Consider the following 19,118-nt stretch of genomic DNA (forward strand, 5'->3'; position numbering starts at 1 on the left):
GTTTACCGGATTTAATTACTGAATGGTCTATCAGATATCTGGCAAATTGACCAAATCCCAGGTGTAGATGGTATGGGTGTCATAGCCGCCACAGGCCGAAACGCCACGCATCTGCGCCTTGGTTCTCGGGTAATGTACCATACCGATCTTCGATTCGACGGCAGTTTTTCCCGCCATACAATAGTCAACGCTCATGCAGTTATTTCTGTTCCCGAGCATATCAGTGATATCAGCGCGGCAGCGTTACCCTGCCCGGGTCTGACGGCCTGGCAGGCAGTGCAAAAAGTCCCTCATCTCTCTGGTGAGAACGTGCTTGTCAGCGGTGCCGGTGGTAGTGCTGGCAGCCTGTTAACACAGATGCTTATTCAGGCAGGCGCTAATGTTTATGTCACCGCCAGCGGCAGGCATCATCAAAAATTGCTCAACCATGGGGTCATCCAGTGCTTTGACTATGGCCATAGGTCATGGACAGATGAGTTGAATCGCGCACTGGGCGAAAAACCGCTGTACGCTGCTTTCGATACCGTCAATCAGCAAAATGCACTATCTCTGGCGGGATTACTGGGTTATTACGGCCATCTTGTATGTATTCAGGACAGATTGGAAAAAGCGCCATTACCACCGTTCACGACCAGTATCTCGCTTCATGAAATTGCTCTGGCAGCCATTCATGCATACGGTAGCAATGTACAGTGGAGTCGGTTACGTCAAGCCGGCGAAAACATGCTGCAACAGATCGGTCGCTGCGAGTTGATTATGCCGTTTATTCAAACCGTTGCGTTTGATGACATTCCACAGACGCTTGAAACGTTAAAAGAGAATAACAATGGCATAAAATATGTTGCGGTAGTGTAGCGGGTTGAGGTGGATTTGGTTTTATTGAATAAAGAAATCCAAAAATCTGCTTTGCTAAAAGGCGGCCATGCACCAAATCCTTAATCAGTTACAGAGTGAATGATTAATATAAGGGAATGAACTTAACAAACTGCAACTTGAAGTATCATGTGTATAGCACTTTATAAATGTCGTGCTTTTGTGTCAATCTGTATGATATTAAGTTTCAGATGCTGAAAATTCACATGGGCGCTGAATTAAAAGGAGGGGTTATGTCTGCCATACATGACGTGCTTATATCATATGGGCCTGAGAGAAAAAGGTATACACGCGATTTTCAGACAAAAGAGGAATTTAAAAAAAGCTGGTATGCCGTTTTGTCGAGAGCACATGCATCTGTTGAAGCAAAGGTATCCTGTACATGTAAAGGCAAAGGGACTAAGTTCCTTGCCGTAAAATATCATACCGGTGGAGACACCTATTTCCTTGCCCGGTATCCGAATACGGGTGGACAGCATTCTCCTGACTGTGTCTTCTTTACCCTGGGTAAAGATAATTCAGGATTAAAATGCTATACACACGGGGTGATAAAAGATCTTAAGGATGGCGGATTTGGCATCAGACTGGATGTTGCTTTATCCTCTTCTGATTCGGTCCCCTCTTCTATCGTCCCGTCAGATAACCGGAATACACCAGGGGGCGTGTCGCAGAATAGCATGTCATTGCTGGGCCTTCTGCAGTTCCTTTGGGATGACAGCGGGCTGAATCGCTGGTACCCGAAAATGGCCGGAAAACGTAATCCCCTCAAAATTTTCAGCCTTATCCGGGAATCAGCCAATAAAATTAAAATTTCTTCTCATCCGCTAAGCGAACATTTATTGACGGGTGCCTACTCTTCATCTGCGCAATGTGCTGTTAATGAAAAATTGGCGGCTCAGGTTCTTAATAATAAAGAGCGTCTGATTTGTGTGAATGCGCTGTCAAATTACAACCCGGAAAAGCATTCAAACGAATCTAAAAGATTACCTCTGAAATATTTTGGTGGCGTTCCGGTTGTTCTGATGGAGAGTTCCGACTGGTCATTACTGGAGAAACGTTTCACATCAGAAATAGCAAACTGGCGGGCAGGTGGCAACGTTATCTGCATTTCAGTCGGTGATTTAGGGCAGTTCAAGGGAAAAGATACTTTGTATCTTAAACCATTGCAAATAGCGCTGATGAACGTTGATGATGAATGGATCCCCGCAGATTCGGCCTATGAACTGACCATGCTGAAATATCTGCATAATCAGAACAGAGCATTTATCAAGCCATTACGTTATGATGCGTCCAATAACGATGTTTTCCCGGATTTTTGCCTGACGGATATAAACAGCCCTGAACTGTTCCCCATCGAAGTATTTGGCATGGATACCGCATCCTATCTCGCACGAAAGGCGATCAAAGAGAGTTACTATAATGAACGCTATGGTAAGCACGGTTGGGCATCATGGGTTGCCCCTGCAGGCCCCCTCCCGCCGCTGCCAGCAAAAGCCGGAAGTTAACGCCGACATGCAATAAGGGCTTCGGCCCTTTCCTTTTTTCGCCCCGTTTCGCTTATTCGCCTGCAATTGGCGATGTCATGCTCAGAAAACAGACCGTTTTCGATGCGTACGCTACGTAAAATCTGACGTACTCACCCCTTCATTTTTTCTCAGATTTCACGTAGCGCTACCTGGCTGAAATTCCCCTGAAAAGTAGCTTTCTTGTCCTGTGTGTTGGCTGCATCTAACCGCCCTCTTCATCTGCACCGGCACTTAACACATGGAATAATGGTAATTATTCGAAGTGTTAAATAACGGGCGAATTTCAGTCAAACCGCTGTCCGATCGCCAAAATCCTGCCAGTCTGAATTTAGCTTTCCGCTCGGAGGTTGATGCTTTTTATGGAATACCTTTTCATTTTTCTTGAGAGTGAAACCAAAAAGTTACTGTTTGCCTGCTATCAGTTTCTGTGTGTCACCATTCCGGGTTGTAACTACCCAGTCTCTCCGCGCAAGTGACACTGTCACATAGAAAACCGGGAAAATATCGGAAATTCGGCAGATTTGTCGTGCTAAACGAAATGAGCAGGTCTTGATATGAAGTCTTCCAGCGTCAGAGGTGTCGGGTTCAGCCGGGAAGAGTCACACCGGCAAAGGGGCGAGTGCTCCACATTCAACAAACCACCCCTGGTGAGTAGAATCCTTTGCCGGTTTTTGGAAGATTAACAGAGAAATTAACAATTACCAGTCGCTTGCAGGTATTGTGTATTCGATCGCCAGCGTAAAATATGATCATGTAGTTACAATCAAAGATGAATGATTTTTTTGTTATTTTCCGTCACCGCTGTATCGCATCCACACAGGGTTATACATCCAGGTAAATATATTTAGCAAAATGCTATGTTTCGGCCCGTAGCCAAAGGTATTGCGTGTGTTAATTGCAAACATACTCGTATCTTTTACAGATGGTAGTTTCTGTGTGAATTATGCCGCCACCGATGGAGTGTCAATCAGTGGTTTGTATCTGCGTGAGACCTCTACGAGATGCAGTTCATAAACATTGAATAATCATGAACTGTATTTGTAATGCGTATGCGTGCATCTGAAAATAAACTCTCACATAGCCCTTTGAACCTGGTATGATGTACGTATACCCGTTTTTAATTATGAGAATTATAATTCATGGGATGTACGGCACTGGTTGCGGTTGGAATTAATCAACAATGTACAATGGCTTCAATCGCTTCTGTAGAAAATCGTCGAGCGGCCGGAAAAAGTAAGTATCCTCCGGCAGAGCCGGAGGCTTTAGGGTGAGCGCCTCAAAGGCGCCGACAAACCATGAGCCGCCCAGGGCGGCTGCTATACGTTCAGTTTCATTTGATCGTATCGTTCGTCTTCTCTCTCCTGGTTGCGTATGTACGCCCTGACCGTGGCTTCATCCAAACCAACGGTTGAAACGAAATAACCTCGAGCCCAGAAAACTTCACCGGTGAAGTTTTTACCTCTGCCGAAGTGTCGTGCTATCGCTATCGCACTTTTTCCCTTCAGATAGCCGACTACTGTCGATACCGAGTACTTTGGCGGTATGCTGATGCACATGTGGACATGATCGCGCATCAGATGCCCCTCCAGAATCTGACTGCCCTTCTGGCTCGCAAGCTCGTGGAATATTTTTCCCAACTCATGCCGCAGCGCACCATATAACCGCTGCTTCCGGCGTTTAGGGATATAAACCACGTGATATTTACAGTCCCATTTCGTATGGCTTAAGCTCTGATAGTCTCTCATCACAAATCCTCATCTCTTGGCGGAGATTTCAGATTCGCGCGACTGACTTAAAGGTCAAACCTTTCGGAGTCCCCCGGCAAAGCCGGGGGTTTACCGGATTTAATTAGGTGACTTCGCATATGCAAAAGCATTTTTTACCACGCGAACCGGGAAGCCCAGATTTCATCCACAGACCTTCGCCTGTTCGATGCTTCTTATGATCCATCCTGTCGCGGCGGCTCAACTAAAACGGAATATATCCGGGCGTTAGATATTCTGATTGAATCACGGGCAAAAATTAGCTTTTCCCCTGTCATGGAATCTGGCTGTTACCCTGTTCCCTGGCTTGCAGAACAGGATTTTACAACGCCGCGAACACCGTGACAGAATCCATGACCAGAGGGTTGAGCACCAGACCGATAAGGAGTCTAAATCACTGAATTTAAAGGCATTATTAATCAATGAAAAATGCAGGAACTGCCTTTCCTTCTGTCGTCGAGGACAACATAAACTCTGATTAGAGGACTGGCGCAATGATATACATGGACGAGGACTTTCAACGCACGATCTTTACCAGATGGTCAGGGTCTGGTGGTCGTCATTCTGGATCACCACATACGGAAAGGATTATATCTGCTGTACCTCACGGGCATAGTTACTGAATGAAATTGATTATGTCATCAGGACACTCACCAGTATGGAATTTAACGTCTGTTTATCTGCACTGCCATTAAAAAATCACTTTCAAAGCAGGTTAAAATACAAACAATTAATCAAGGGGATGACTTTATTTTAATTTCAGCTTCACTTGCTTAATTTATTGGTTTTTTTCTGACTGCATAAGTTTCTTATATAAACACCCAGAAATTACAGAATTAATTTTAAATAGTATTGCTTTCAGGGCAAATACCCTCTTGATGAGGTGATTTTATTTAGTATGATGAAGTCACTACCTGATTAACTTCTTTCCACCATATATATACGAGGTTTCAAATGGCTGACTATTATTCTGAATCCGCTTTTATCATTGAAACAAAACCTGAACAAAGCGCTATTTTATCAGAAGCAATGTATGCATTATTCGTACCTGATGATGACTTTATTCAAAAGCTCATTTCCTGTGAGAACACGGACGGACTTTCTGAAGTGGAACGTATTGTACGTCACTGTGTCGCGAATTCAGATAATAAGTGCAACGCTCGGTCATGTGGATGGAGGGACGGTTAGCTGCCGATAAGCTATCCTGCTCTTCCGACCAAAGATGAGCGAGTCACTATGAAATATCAGCAGCTAACCGAAGGGTTACGATACCAGATAGCCCTGTTGTGTGAAGATTAAGTGAGTCAGGCAGAGATTGCCCGCCGCTTAGACGTCAGCAAATCAACGGTCTCGCGGGAACTGCGTCGTAATCGTTCTGTAGATGGCTACCAGCCAGCCGCGGCACAGAAGCTCAGTACCAGCCGCCGTAAAGCGGCCGGCAAACGCAGGATGCACGAGGATACGGTCTTCTTTGTCGAGGCTGCGCTAAACTGGCTGTGGAGTCCGGAACAGATCAGCGCCGTTGGCCGTATCATCGGCAGGCCGGTTAGTCACGCGTGGATTTACCAGCATGTTCAGGCTGATAAAGCCAGTGGCGGCGAACTATACAGGCTCCTCCGGCAGGGTAAACGCCGCTATCGCAAAGGCTATGGTAAAAAGCGAAGTCCGATACCTGACGCCGTATCCATCGAACAGAGACCGGCCGTTGTTGATGCTCGTACCCGACTGGGTGACCGGGAAGCGGATCTGGTTCTGGGTAAACAAGGCACCGGAGCCATCGTGACGCTGGTCGAGCGTAAAAGCCGTATTTATCTGACGAAAAAGGTGTTTTCGAAAGATTCAGCCGAAGTGGCCACAGCCATTATCTCGATGCTGAGCGGCTACAAAGATGTCTGCCATACCATCACGTTCGACAATGGCGGGGAGTTTACTCAGCACAAAGAGATCGCAGCGGCCCTGGAAACGGAAACCTACTTCGCTCACCCCTATGCTTCGTGGGAACGTGGGCTAAATGAGAATACCAATGGGCTGTTGAGGCAGTTTATCCCCAAAGGAACTGACCTGACAGCAGTGACGGATGATGAGCTCCCGCAAGTACCAGGGAGCCCTGAACAGCAGGCCACGAAAATGCCTCAAATTCCGGCAGCCTTCAGTGGTCTTTGCAGAGTTAAGAAAGGCGGCTTAGCGTTGCACTTCGAACTTGAATCCGCCTGTCCTGAATCATCCTGACAGAACCGTTAATGAAATTTCAGAAGACTGCGACTGGGACTTTGACGGTGATGAATGCCCGGAAGGTTTCCTTGTTCACAGTGATGCCGGAAATTTTAATTCTGAAATGCTGCGCTGTTTGCTCAGGCTGCTCTTAGAGCCTATCCCAAAAGGAATTGCAGTATACTGCGTTACGGTAATTGATGAGGGAAAAGCATGGCAGGCATTAAATGGCAGATTAGCGATGAACTCTGGGAAAAAATGGCTCCACTGCTCCCGGAACACAAGACCAACCATCCGTTGGGCACGCATCGCAGGCGTGTTGATAATCGTGCCGCGATGAACGCCATTTTCTTCGTGCTCAGAACAGGGTGTCAGTGGAATGCGCTGAATGTGACAGGTATTTGCTCATCAAGCTCAGCCCATCGTCGTTTCCAGGAGTGGCGGGATGCCGGCGTTTTCGAGCGGTTCTGGCAGAACGGATTGCTGGCCTGTGAGAAGCCTGATGCCATTGACTGGTCATGGTTGTCGATGGATGGTTGCATGACAAAATCGCCGCTTTCAGGCTCAAAAAAAACGGGGCGCAACCCCACTGACCGGGGAAAACAGGGAGTAAAACGCAGTCTGATGACCGATGGTAACGGTCTGCCACTCTCAGTCGTTGTCAGCGGAGCCAATACTCACGATATCCGGTTAGTTGCAGACACGCCTGATGCACTTCAGACGGGCCGACCCGGTAAAAGGTTCAGACTGTGTATGGACAAAGGTTATGAAGCCGAATGGCTTGCGGCATATCTGAAGCTTCGTCGGTATGAACCTCATATACAGTCACGGAAAGAGGAGTCAGAAGCCCTCAGAACGACAGAATTTAAAGCGCACCGTTGGGTAGTGGAGAGAACGCATAGCTGGATGAACCGGTTCCGGCGGATACTGACGCGGTGGGAGAAAAAAGTCGGGAACTACGAAGCCATGCTGCATTTTGTCTGCGTTGTCATTGTCTGGAATAAGCACCTATTGGGATAGCCTCTTATTGCCTTCGACCGGAACGAATTGATAGAGTTCAAGATTGCTTTTACTTGCAGTAACTCAAAACGGCCTGACGGGTTTGGGGGCGCTGCTTGTGTCGTAAACAAGGATTCTATCAGATGGGCCGGTATACAGGATTTTCTGGAGGCTGAACGAACAGCTTTCGCTGAGAACATGGATTACTTCTTTTGTGAATTTGCAGAGGTCGTCGGTGAACTGGAATATCCGGTATCGTTTATTTTGCGTTGCCCGGCCAATGTCAATGCAGCACAACGCTTTGATGAGATTCAGCTTAAGGAAGGTGCGATTAATTTGATGACGGATCATCATGGAGAAAGGTCCTTAGGCCCTATCCCAGTAGGCGTTATTGGCGCAGACAGTTTGAGCACTGCCCTGGTTCAAAATGGCAAGCGAGATAGCCCTAATGGGATAGGCTCTTAAGAAAATATGTATTCAGAGCATACATATTTCACACAGAGTATGGCAACTCAGCGTCAGGCAGACGGCGGGGTTTTCAATTTGCAGCCGCTAGGCTGCCCAGTTCACTGTAGTACGTGACCTGCATCGGCAATATCTGCTCACTCTGAATAATGGAATGCCCTACCCAAGTCAATATATTGCATACCACAGTGAATATTCACAACAGGAAAGTTTTGGTGAGCGTAATTGGAGCAGTGCGTCAGTGCTTTCAGTAAGATCTCAGCTCTTTTCCGCTTCCAGAACGCTTTCTCACGGAGCGAGAAAGCGTTCTGCGGCGAGCGGCAGTAACTATTATTGACTGCGGTACGCAGTATCCGTGAAATCTCATCTAACCTATACTTACAATTGCCTGTCTTGTGAGCAACTTTGCATGTTTTAGTTTGCTTTGCGTTTTTATTGTTGCTTTGCATTAAATTCCAAGATTTAATAAAACGATGCAAAGTGATGATTGAAGGATGCTCAATATGGGACTAATGGATACGCTTAACCAGTGCATAACAGCTGGCCATGGAATGACAAAGGCAATTGCGATTGCCCAGTTCAAGGACGACAGCCCTGAGGCACGCAAAATTACCCGCCGTTGGAGAATAGGTGAAGCCGCTGATTTGGTTGGGGTATCATCTCAGGCTATCAGGGATGCTGAGAAAGCTGGCCGTCTGCCACACCCCGATCTTGAAACGCGCGGTAGAGTTGAACAACGTGTCGGCTATACCATCGAACAAATCAATCATATGCGGGATGTTTTTGGTACCCGTCTGCGGCGTTCCGAAGATGCCTTCCCACCGGTTATCGGTGTAGCCGCTCACAAAGGTGGCGTTTATAAAACTTCGGTTTCTGTTCACCTTGCTCAAGATCTTGCTCTGAAAGGGTTACGTGTTTTGCTTGTTGAAGGCAACGACCCACAGGGAACAGCATCGATGTATCACGGATGGGTACCCGATCTCCATATTCATGCTGAGGACACATTACTCCCCTTCTATCTTGGCGAAAAAGATGATGCCAGCTATGCGGTAAAATCAACCTGCTGGCCGGGTCTCGATATCATTCCGTCCTGCCTGGCATTACACCGGATTGAAACCGAATTAATGGGAAAGTTTGATGAAGGAAAACTGCCAACCGATCCGCATTTGATGCTACGTTTGGCTATTGAAACAGTGGCTCACGACTATGATGTCATCGTCATCGACAGTGCACCCAACCTGGGTATAGGTACTATCAATGTGGTTTGTGCGGCCGACGTGTTGATTGTACCAACGCCTGCTGAATTGTTCGATTACACCTCCGCTCTGCAGTTTTTTGACATGCTGCGTGACTTATTGAAGAACGTTGATTTGAAGGGATTTGAGCCGGATGTCCGCATCCTGTTAACTAAGTACTCTAACAACAATGGTTCGCAGTCTCCCTGGATGGAAGAGCAGATCCGAGATGCGTGGGGGAGTATGGTTTTGAAAAATGTTGTCCGCGAAACGGATGAAGTCGGTAAAGGTCAGATCCGTATGAGAACGGTTTTCGAACAGGCTATCGATCAGCGTTCTTCCACTGGCGCCTGGCGTAATGCACTGTCTATCTGGGAGCCAGTTTGCAATGAAATTTTTGATCGCCTGATTAAACCGCGCTGGGAGATTAGATAATGAAACGTGCACCCGTCATTCCAAAACATACTGCCAGTCTCGCATCTGCGGAAGTGCTAACGTCCCCTGCTCCGGCCGCGCCAATGGTTGATTCGTTGATTGCACGTGTTGGGGCAATGGCCCGTGGAAATGCAATCACTCTGCCTGTATGTGGGCTAGAAGTCAAATTTACGCTGGAAGTCATCCCAGGTAGCTCGGTTGAAGGTAGCTCCAGAGTCTGGTCAGGTAATGAACGTGATCAGGAGCTTCTTACAGAAGACGCTCTGGACGACCTGATCCCTTCTTTTTTACTGGCAGGCCAGCAAACACCTGCTTTCGGACGCCGGGTTTCAGGTGTTATTGAGATTGCGGATGGCAGTCGTCGCCGCAAAGCTGCCATCCTGACATCCAGTGACTATCGGATCCTTGTCGGCGACCTTGATGATGAGCAAATGACGGCGCTGTCACGGCTAGGTAATGACTATCGTCCAACCAGCGCCTATGAACGTGGCCATCGCTATGCAAATCGCTTGCAGAATGAATTTTCCGGCAATATCTCTGCACTTGCCGAAGCAGAAAATATCTCGCGCAAGATTATCAGTCGCTGTATCAACACATCCCGACTGCCAAAATCGGTTGTCGCCCTCTTCTCTCATCCTGGCGAACTTTCAGCCCGTGCAGGTGAAGCCCTCTTTAAAGCTTTTACCGATAAAGAGGAATTACTAATAGAGCAGGCTGCTGACCTGCATGGGAAAAAGAAAGCGGGGGTGATTTTTGAAACCGATGAGGTTATTTCTCTGCTGACAGCTGTTCTGAAAAATACACCAGCGGTCAGATCTAATCTGAGCTCGCGGTATCAATACGCACCAGGTGCATCAGCGCTTTATAAGGGAGATAAAGTTATACTGAACCTCGACAGAACGCGCTTGCCTGCAGAATGTATTGAAAGAATTGAAGCCATTTTGAAAGATCTGGGATCTACAGCCCCATAACATCCAGAACGGTGGAGAATTTTAATAAAATTAGTTAGCAATGGGCATGTTAGCGAGGAGTTTAACAAGACGTTTTCTCACTTCCTTATAACCTGTACTAGGCTGTGTCCCGTAATCACCTGAGCTATAGTAACTGTCTGTTTCCACAACATATTAAACTATGGCTCGCTACGACATTCCCGATGAAGCATGGACTATCATCCAACCCTTTCTGCCAGCAGCGTCTGCCTCTCCACAGGCCGGGCGTCCGTGGGCGGAGCATCGTATGATCATCAACGGCATGTTCTGGGTGCTGTGTTCAGGTGCACCATGGCGTGATTTACCTGAACGGTACGGCCCATGGAAGACCGTTTATAACCGCTTTAACCGATGGTCAAAATCGGGTGTGATTAACATTATTTTCAACAAGTTACTTTCAGCTCTGGATGCACATGGCCTCGTGGACTGGTCGGCCACTGCACTGGATGGCAGCAATATCCGGGCGCTGAAATGTGCTGCCGGTGCGCAAAAAAACAACCCGATATCACCGGAGATAATGGGCTGGGTCGCTCTCGCGGTGGTTTTGGCACCAAAATTCATCTGGCGACAGACGGAAGTGGTCTGCCGTTAAACATCGTACTGAGTCCCGGTCAGGCTCACGAAAGCCAGTTTGCACAACGTCTTCTGGACGGTATCGGTGTTCAGCGCCAGAACGGAAGTATCAAGCGCCGTGGTCATGCAGTACTGGCTGATAAAGCCTACTCCGGACATGCGTTACGTAACGAACTGAAAAGAAGAGGGATAAAAGTTGTCATCCCGCGTAAATCCAATGAAAAAATGGCCACAGATGGTCGTTCACCACTCGATCGTGAAGCCTACCGCAATCGCAATGTTGTTGAGAGGTGCTTTGGTCGCCTGAAAGAATACCGCCGCATTGCCACACGTTACGACAAAACGGCGAGGAATTATCTGGCGATGGTGAAACTGGGTTGCATCCGATTGTTTTACAAGAGGTTATGTAATTAAGGGACACAGCCTAGCTCAGAGGCCCCTTTGGCATCATTGGTCACCGACGGTGTCGAAATACCTGCCCGAGACCGCCAGTCATAGAGCGTATTGACGGGGATGCTTTCCTGTCGAGAAATCGGGTAAACCGACTGGCTATGTGGTGACAGCATTCTGGCGATCACCGCCGCTTTACGTTCTGGCGAATAACTTCCCATAACAGCTTCTCCGGCCCCCTGGTTTTTTTAGTCAGAGGCGACAACTATCCTGACATGGGGGGTTGGCATGGGGGGTTGGCATGGCTGTCCAAAAAATGCTCTTAAGCTATAAAGAACGTCCGAAAACGCTCAATACTCAACCAGAAATCACATTTCGGAAAAGATTCCTACGGAATCTTTTGGTATGAAGGGAGGTTAAGGGACACAGCCTAATGTCAGCGCATTTCGTGGGCCAAATACATGGGCGATGACGCGCTTTCGGATGCGGTCACAGGCATAAAACAGCCAGCGTTGATTGCCTTTACAGCGGACATATGACCACTGTTCATCGGCTTCACAGCAGATAACGACTTCTGCGCCTGGCTCAACGTTTTGCGCTACCTGATGCGGTGCCAGTTTTTTAGATGACGGAGAACGGTGTTAAGACTTTTCCGCAGCACTCTGGATGTATCGCGGCATCCAGAGCCATTCATCGCCATATCAACAATAGTTTAATGGGTTTCGGGTTTCGCCCCGTTGTAGCGGTAGTCGGGCTGAAAGGTCTTCAGGCACTGCTTACAGCGATAGAGTTGCGCGCCTGAACTGGAATGGCCGTTCCGGATAACCCCTGAGTTTCAGAGCAACGGGGACAAACCACATCAATCTTTGCCATCAATCATCCAAAGGGCAAAGAGTACAACAACACTAAGTCTGCATCACGACTCATCTTCCGCACAATCTGGAATTTGAGGGCGTCAGCGAGCTGGAGATGGTGCGGAAAGGAAACAGCGTTATCGACTGGGTGTATTCGCCAGCATTCGGTGCTGAAGCCCTGCAATGGCAAGGCTGGTGGTAGTTCATGATTATCATCACAGTTCCTTCACTCGGAGCTTGAACCTGCAGTTGCGGTTGGTTATAACATCAACCTGGACGTTATCAGATAACCCTGAGCGAAACCTGATTGCGTTGAAGCTACAGCAGCTTCAACGCAATCAGGTTTTTTTTGTCCTGTCATGATGCCGTGGGCCGGAATATCGGGACTGGCGCTGTCCTCTAATTGCAGATTACGGGCAACGGGGAGGTGCTCTGAATGTTATGGATGCGTGGTCCATGTGATAAATTTGTAAAAAAGGTCACGTAGAAAGATGGCTGCAATGATAGTAGGTAAAATACTCAGCAATAATGCGGTCCTGCTCACCAACGCAAAGCACGAAGAGGTGGTGGCGATCGGGCGCGGTATTGGTTTTGGCAAAAAACCGGGCGATAGCGTAGACGCCAGCGATATTGAGAACCAGTTCGTGAAAAAATCCGAGGGGCTGGCGGATGTCTTTTCGCAACTACTGGCTGAGATCCCGCCGGCGCACCTGGCCATCACGCAGCGCATCATCAATCTGGCGCAGCAACGGCTGGCGATTACCGTACAGGACACGCTGTTTCTGGCGCTCAGCGATCATATTAATTTCGCCATTCAGCGCCAGACTAACGGGCTGGTGATCAAGAACTTTTTGCTGTGGGATATTAAACGCTTTTATGCCGAAGAGTTTGCCGTCGGACTGGAAGCGCTGGGGCTAATCGAACAGGCACTGAGTATCTCTTTGCCGCAGGATGAAGCCGGATTTATTGCTTTGCATCTAGCTAATGCAAAAAATAACAGCGATATGCAAAGCACCATGCACAGCGCGACCATCATTAAGGATGTACTGAGTATCCTGCAGTACGATCTGAAGCTGATCTATGATGAAGAGTCGCTAGATTACCAGCGTTTTGTCACGCATCTAAAATTTTTCGCCCTGAGACTGCTGAACCGAAAAAACGTGACGCACGGCGACGACAGCATCTACCAGGGCATCACTGAAATGATGCCGACGGCCTGGGCCTGTGCGAAGAAAATTTGTCACTACGTGGATAAAAACTATGGCTGCCAGCTCACCACCGATGAGGTGATGTTTCTGACCATCCATATTAATCGCCTTCGCGGCGGTTAATGCGACTAACAGGTCGCTCTCCAGGGCGTAACTGAATCCATCAGGCGAAACCTGCTTCAGCACCGACATGCGCCGATGCCGTTGTTAAGCAGGTTTTTTTGTTTTCATGCCTCCGCTGAGAGCGCAGGTGAATTGACGATAGAAGGAGAGAGTAAGGATGAACAGGGTATTCCCGGAAGGATTTTTGTGGGGCGGTTCGGTGGCGGCTAACCAGGTAGAGGGGGCGTGGAACGAAGCGGGTAAAGGGGTTTCCACCTCCGATCTGCAGCCGCAGGGCATCCACGGTGAGGTGGTGGAGCGTGATGGCGCCAGTAGTGGCGTGAAGGATGTGGCTATCGATTTTTATCACCGCTATCCGGAAGATGTGAAGCTGTTCGCTGAAATGGGGTTCAAAGTACTGCGCACTTCCATCGCCTGGACGCGAATCTATCCCGAGGGCGATGAAACTCAGCCGAATGAAGCGGGGCTGGCGTTTTACGACCGTTTGTTCGATGAAATGGCGTGCTACGGTATTCAGCCGTTGATCACCTTGTCTCACTATGAAATGCCGTACGGCCTGGTGAAGAAATACGACGGCTGGGGCGGTCGAGAAGTGATTGCGCTGTTTGAGCGCTATGCGCGTACGGTGTTTACCCGCTATCGCAATAAAGTGAAGTACTGGCTGACCTTCAATGAGATCAATATGGCGCTACATGCCCCGTTTACCGGCGTCGGGCTGACGGGGGACAGAAGCAAGCAGGAGATCTACCAGGCGATTCATCATCAGCTGGTTGCCAGCGCCCGCGCGGTGAAGGCCTGCCATGAGATTATCCCGGATGCTAAAATCGGCAACATGCTGCTGGGAGGCGTTCGCTATCCGATTACCTGCAAACCGGAGGACGTGCTGAAGGCGCAAAGCGCGAATCGGGAGTGGTTGTTCTTTGGCGACGTTCAGGCTCGGGGAGCCTACCCTGCGTGGATCCAGCGTTTCTTCCGCGAAAACGATATCGCGCTGAATGTCACCACGCAGGATGCGGCCGATCTGAAAGAGACGGTGGATTTCATCTCTTTCAGCTACTACATGAGCGGCTGTGCGGCGGCGCAACCGGCGCTGTATCAAAGTTCGCGTGCCAACATCATGCGTATGATCCCCAATCCCCATTTACAAAGTTCCGAGTGGGGCTGGCAGATTGACCCGCAGGGGTTGCGCTTCCTGCTTAATGAACTGCACGATCGCTACCAGAAACCGCTGTTTATCGTTGAAAACGGCCTCGGTGCGCAAGACGTTCCGGCGGAAGACGGCTCGATTCCGGACGATTACCGCATCCAGTATCTACAGGCGCATCTGGTGCAGGTCAGAGAGGCCATCGAAGACGGCGTTGAGCTGTTAGGGTACACCAGCTGGGGACCGATCGACCTGGTCAGTGCCGGTACCGCGCAGATGTCCAAACGGTATGGTTTTATCTACGTTGATCGTGATGATCAAGGTAACGGTACGCTGGAGCGCCGCCGTAAAAAAAGCTTTTTCTGGTATCGCGATGTGATCGGCAGCAACGGCGCCAGCCTGCACGATCCAGTTTGATAGCCGCATGGCAGTACGCCCGGGCACACCCTGTGCGCCGGGCGTACTGCGGTTATGGCGTTACCGTAACGATTGCGCGGCGATAAGCGAACAGCGATGGCTTGCCGTCATCCTGCACCTGCAGGATGATATGGAACGGCGTTGGTGTTTTCACCGCAGGGGCGGTAAAGCTCAGTTCCTCGCGTTGGTCATTTTCCAGCTTTAGATCCGGGCCGAAGTGGATGTTCATGGAGGTAGCCGTTGGCTCTTTATACTGCCACCAGTGGTAGCTGAGGTGGTTGTTATCGACATCGCGCGACCCCCGTGCTGACAGCTTCACCTCCTCGCCCGCTTTCACCTGTAGCTCCACGATCCCCTGACCGGGCTCTCCGTTAAGGACCAGTTGCGGATTATGGTTGGCCATTTCCACGTCGGGAGTCACACCCCACTGCATGCGTGCGGCAAAATCATTCTGGTACGCTTCGCGCCAGCGCCAGATGGTTGCGCTGGCGGTGCGGCGACTTTTTCCGTCAATGCCCGTTACCGTATCGGAGGTGCTCGTACGCAGCCCGCTGCGGCTGTCGGGCGTTACCGCAGCATAACGCCCGCCCCAGCCACCATATTCCGGGTGCTCCGGGGTGTTAAGTCCGTTCTGCAACAGGTAGAGGAACGAAGGGGTATCGCCTTCCATCGTGTATTCAATAGCCGGATAGGCCGCACCCAGCGGGCCCTGATTACGGATATGCTGATCGAGCCAGCTATTGTTTACCTGGCTCATATCTCCGCCCTCGGCAAAGCGCGATGACATACCGCTCCAGGTGGCGATGAAGTAGTCATTCCAGGCGTGAATGCTGGTGATATAGCGCAGCTCGGGAAACTGCGCGCGGATCCACTCGCCGGTATTATCCTGATCGGAAATCGCATAAACGCGGATTTTGCTGACGAACGCCTCAACCTCTTGCGTACTGCGCGTGGCACGCACATCGTATAGCGCCTGCGCGAGGTCCACCGCGCCGCCCCAGACATTGATCCACAGCGGGCGTGTATCCTGTTTATCTACAGACTGAATAATCAGCGCCGAGGCGGCGGTGGATTTTCCCGCGCCGACATAATCCATACCGTAGCCCGCGCGCCCGGCACGCACCACCGACCGCAGCGCGGCCGCACTCGGGTAGCCCTCCGCATGCCGGCGCAGATTGGGAAGAGCGAGTTCATACGCGTCAATGCGTTTGAGCATCATGTCAGGGTTAACCCGATCCCGCAGCCAAGTGGAGGTCGTGGCAATCAGCCCCTCAACGTTAAATTCATTGCTGTAAAGCAGGAAGCGTACCAGCGACTGCGAGTCGTCAGGCTCATTGCCAATGTCGGATAAAATCAGAATACGCGTTTTCTCCTGCTCCGCCTGTGCCGGTATGGCGAAAGCGGAGATGCTGGTCAGGGTGCAGGCGAGTAGCGCACTGAGTTTTCGGTTTAATGAGGGCATTGTATTTTCTCTGATGGGGATCGCCAAAAACAAAAAAACCTGCTTTCCGTTGCCGGGTGGGTAGCAACGGAAAGCAGGTTTCGCCGATAAATCATGTAACGTCCTGAGGGCGTAGTTATAAGAACTGGGGGGAAGCATGTGCAATCACTATTGTTAATTTATGTGATGCAGACACTGTATTTAAATTCGGAACCCGCTTTCCGGCTCGGTAATGGGCGTTATGTGTACTAGCTCAGACCTGATCTGACAGTTACCGGTTATTTATGGCTATGTTTGCAAAGTATGTTGGTTATGCCGTAATGCAATTTGTAGCCAGACTTTCACATCAATTACGGTGGTCTCAAACAGCCGCCTCCAGGCCAGATAATTCGGCAGATATGCAGTCCCTACACCATGAAATCGCTTCATCCAGCCTTTTAAACGACTGATATAGCCATTCACATGCTGTATATGGAATACACTGTCGATAACACGCTGATTATCCAGTGCTATAAGACGGTAGTGGTTCATCCCGTGTTCACTGACAAACGTCCTGTACCAGCTGGCACCGTCCGTACACAGAATTGAATCCTTGTCTGCTATCGGCTCCAGGAATCGATGAATATTTTCAGTATCAAATTCCGGGGGGATGCAGTCACTCACACGCCCCTGCCGGTCACAGGCTATGACGACTGGCACCTGTTCCTGTTTTTTCGCTTATCCACCTCCCCGCCGCGTTTTCTGGCTTTTCGGTGAATGATGTTGCGTTTGCCTTTGCTGGATTCAGGGAAAAAAGTCTCATCGGCCTCAATGATCCCGGACAGGGGATTTATATTATTTGCTGCGGCTGAAGCCAGAAAGCGATGACGCCATCTGAATGCTGTTGTCAGATCAATCCCTGTACGCCCTGCGGACTCACGTAATGTCAGCCCCTCCTGCATACAGCGCAGATAATCGAATCATTTTTGATGGTAATGGAGCCGGGCCAGCGGGCTTCCGGTCAGGCTGTTAAAGGTTTTTCCGCAATCCTTGCAACGATATCGTTGTATGTCTGAATCGCGTCCCCAGCGGATTGCTTTTTCACTGTGGCAGTGAGGGCAACATAACTCAGGCGGGCTGGTGTCAATAACGGAAGCGGTATCCGTCTGAAGGTTGTCATTCAGCCAGGTAATGAGATGAAGTCGGGTATTAGCAGGCAGGGATGAAAGAAGACTTTTGATCTGTATAACGTCTTGCTTTTTCATGGGAACCTCCGAGAGGGGACGTCTTTATACAGTATTATGTACAGTATAGTGAAGTTTTCCAACGGAGACTGCAAACATAGCCTTATTTATACAGGTGTCTGTCAGATTAAATCTGGTTCAGATTTTTTTTCTGCCCAGACCCGTTTTCCATCAAGTAAAGTCGCCAGTGGCGTACGCCCGCAGCACATTTTCCCCTGATGAGTTCGCTCATTATTGTAATGCCACAACCAGTTGTCCAGCTCCCTTTGCAGGCTTTCCACGACTGCATAGAGCTTCTTGCGGAACGTAACCTGATAAAATTCCTGCAAAATGGTTTTATGGAACCGCTCGCAGATACCGTTCGTCTGCGGAGACATCGCCTTCGTTTTCGTATGGTCGATATCGTTGATGGCCAGATAAAGCCGATAATCATGCTGCTCCACTTTGCCACAGTACTCCGTCCCCCTGTCGGTCTGTATTCTCAGCATTGGCAGTCCCTGAGACTCGTAGAACGGCAGGACGCGATCATTGAGCAGGTCAGCGGCAGTGATCGGCGTTTTAGTCGTATACAGCTTGCAGTGCGCCACTTTTGAGTACGTATCCACGAACGTCTGCTGGTAGATACGGCCCACACCTTTCAGATTGCCCACGCAGAAGGTATCCTGCGATCCCAGATACCCCGGATGTGCCGTCTCGATTTCACCGCTGGCCTCGTCATCGAGCGCCTTCTTCTCCAGCGCTGCGATTTGAGCCTCGGTCAGCACGATGCCTTCTCTGGCGACTTTTGCCTCAAGCGCCTTCAGGCGCTTACGGAAGTTCTCCAGGTCGTGTCGTTGCCAGATGGAGCGCACGCCGCTGCCGGAGATAAACACGCCTTTTTTACGCAGTTCATTACTGGTCCGGTGCTGACCATGAGCCGGGAACTCAACGGCGTACTCAACAACCGCGTGTTCAGTGGCTTCATCGGCGCGGTTCTTCAGGTTAGGGACTCTGCGGTTTTGATTAATCAGCGCGTCAATACCGCCTTCTTCAGCCAGCTCCTGATAACGATAAAAGGTGTCGCGTGACACACCCATGATTTTACAGGCTTTTGAAACGTTACCGAGTTCTTCGGCCAGATTGAGCAGGCCGGCTTTGTGTTTGATGATGGGATTGTTAGTATAAAGCATGAGAGTTACCTCGCGTTTTGTATAAGGATTCGACACCCATATCAAAACCGGTAACTCTCAACCTTTCAAGGCTCAGTGTC

Annotated in this window: 13 protein-coding genes and 3 pseudogenes; 11 read left to right on the plus strand and 5 right to left on the minus strand. The window is 49.6% G+C overall.

The genetic code is table 11. The features are described from left to right. The first annotated feature begins 72 nt into the window (after nucleotides 1-72). The gene (locus tag ABOC21_RS29155; protein ID WP_426812794.1) at nucleotides 73-855 is read left to right on the plus strand and encodes an alcohol dehydrogenase; all 783 of its coding nucleotides are present in this window, start codon (nucleotides 73-75) and stop codon (nucleotides 853-855) included. Nucleotides 856-1,106: 251 nt separating this feature from the next. Next, on the plus strand, nucleotides 1,107-2,378 hold the full coding sequence (locus ABOC21_RS29160) for a DUF1173 family protein (RefSeq protein ID WP_426815607.1): 1,272 nt from the start codon (nucleotides 1,107-1,109) through the stop codon (nucleotides 2,376-2,378). 1,337 nt (nucleotides 2,379-3,715) lie between these two features. Here ABOC21_RS29160 and tnpA read toward each other — a convergent pair. Further along, nucleotides 3,716-4,144, minus strand: a complete 429-nt coding sequence (gene tnpA / locus ABOC21_RS29165; protein ID WP_426815608.1) for an IS200/IS605 family transposase — start codon at nucleotides 4,142-4,144, stop codon at nucleotides 3,716-3,718. Between the two features lie 972 nt (nucleotides 4,145-5,116). Here tnpA and ABOC21_RS29170 point away from each other — a divergent pair. From ABOC21_RS29170 to ABOC21_RS29200, 7 genes and pseudogenes are all read left to right on the plus strand, one after another. Beyond that, nucleotides 5,117-5,350: a hypothetical protein gene (locus tag ABOC21_RS29170; protein WP_426815609.1), complete on the plus strand. Its 234-nt coding sequence runs from the start codon at nucleotides 5,117-5,119 to the stop codon at nucleotides 5,348-5,350. 48 nt (nucleotides 5,351-5,398) lie between these two features. Next, nucleotides 5,399-6,347: pseudogene (locus ABOC21_RS29175) on the plus strand (IS30 family transposase). 239 nt (nucleotides 6,348-6,586) lie between these two features. Next, nucleotides 6,587-7,393, plus strand: a complete 807-nt coding sequence (locus tag ABOC21_RS29180; RefSeq protein WP_426815610.1) for an IS5 family transposase — start codon at nucleotides 6,587-6,589, stop codon at nucleotides 7,391-7,393. Nucleotides 7,394-7,420: 27 nt separating this feature from the next. Continuing rightward, on the plus strand, nucleotides 7,421-7,837 hold the full coding sequence (locus ABOC21_RS29185) for a hypothetical protein (RefSeq protein ID WP_426815611.1): 417 nt from the start codon (nucleotides 7,421-7,423) through the stop codon (nucleotides 7,835-7,837). A gap of 503 nt (nucleotides 7,838-8,340) precedes the next feature. Then, nucleotides 8,341-9,507 (plus strand): plasmid-partitioning protein SopA, encoded by a 1,167-nt coding sequence (gene sopA, locus ABOC21_RS29190; RefSeq protein ID WP_426815612.1) that lies wholly within the window; start codon nucleotides 8,341-8,343, stop codon nucleotides 9,505-9,507. Beyond that, the gene (locus ABOC21_RS29195) at nucleotides 9,507-10,478 is read left to right on the plus strand and encodes a ParB/RepB/Spo0J family plasmid partition protein (RefSeq protein ID WP_426815613.1); all 972 of its coding nucleotides are present in this window, start codon (nucleotides 9,507-9,509) and stop codon (nucleotides 10,476-10,478) included. The genes sopA and ABOC21_RS29195 overlap by 1 nt, the downstream gene beginning before the upstream one ends. Before the next feature lie 160 nt (nucleotides 10,479-10,638). Next, a protein-coding gene (locus ABOC21_RS29200; RefSeq protein ID WP_426812222.1) for an IS5 family transposase occupies nucleotides 10,639-11,483 on the plus strand; the annotation gives its coding sequence in 2 pieces (ribosomal slippage) (nucleotides 10,639-10,984 and nucleotides 10,984-11,483; 846 coding nt in all). Nucleotides 11,484-11,890: 407 nt separating this feature from the next. On the opposite strand, the pseudogene ABOC21_RS29205 reads toward ABOC21_RS29200, so the two are convergent. Next, a pseudogene (locus ABOC21_RS29205) lies at nucleotides 11,891-12,332 on the minus strand (IS1 family transposase); the annotation flags it as partial. Between the two features lie 481 nt (nucleotides 12,333-12,813). Here ABOC21_RS29205 and licT point away from each other — a divergent pair. Then, entirely contained in the window at nucleotides 12,814-13,644 is an 831-nt protein-coding gene (licT, locus tag ABOC21_RS29210) for a BglG family transcription antiterminator LicT (RefSeq protein WP_426815614.1), read from the plus strand. Nucleotides 13,645-13,801: 157 nt separating this feature from the next. Next, entirely contained in the window at nucleotides 13,802-15,205 is a 1,404-nt protein-coding gene (locus tag ABOC21_RS29215; protein WP_426815615.1) for a glycoside hydrolase family 1 protein, read from the plus strand. A 52-nt stretch (nucleotides 15,206-15,257) separates the two neighbouring features. Here the strand turns inward: ABOC21_RS29215 and ABOC21_RS29220 are convergent, their stop codons facing one another. The 3 genes and pseudogenes from ABOC21_RS29220 to ABOC21_RS29230 all read right to left on the minus strand — a co-directional run bounded on the left by ABOC21_RS29220 (nucleotide 15,258) and on the right by ABOC21_RS29230 (nucleotide 19,038). Beyond that, a complete protein-coding gene (locus ABOC21_RS29220) occupies nucleotides 15,258-16,667 on the minus strand; it encodes a nucleoside hydrolase-like domain-containing protein (RefSeq protein ID WP_426815616.1) in 1,410 nt (469 codons plus the stop codon). 267 nt (nucleotides 16,668-16,934) lie between these two features. Further along, a pseudogene (locus ABOC21_RS29225) lies at nucleotides 16,935-17,890 on the minus strand (IS1595 family transposase). A 101-nt stretch (nucleotides 17,891-17,991) separates the two neighbouring features. Further along, on the minus strand, nucleotides 17,992-19,038 hold the full coding sequence (locus tag ABOC21_RS29230) for an IS481 family transposase (RefSeq protein WP_426815617.1): 1,047 nt from the start codon (nucleotides 19,036-19,038) through the stop codon (nucleotides 17,992-17,994). Nucleotides 19,039-19,118 lie beyond the last annotated feature (80 nt).

The sequence above is a fragment of the Klebsiella sp. WOUb02 genome (assembly GCF_050058015.1).
Lineage (GTDB): Bacteria > Pseudomonadota > Gammaproteobacteria > Enterobacterales > Enterobacteriaceae > Klebsiella.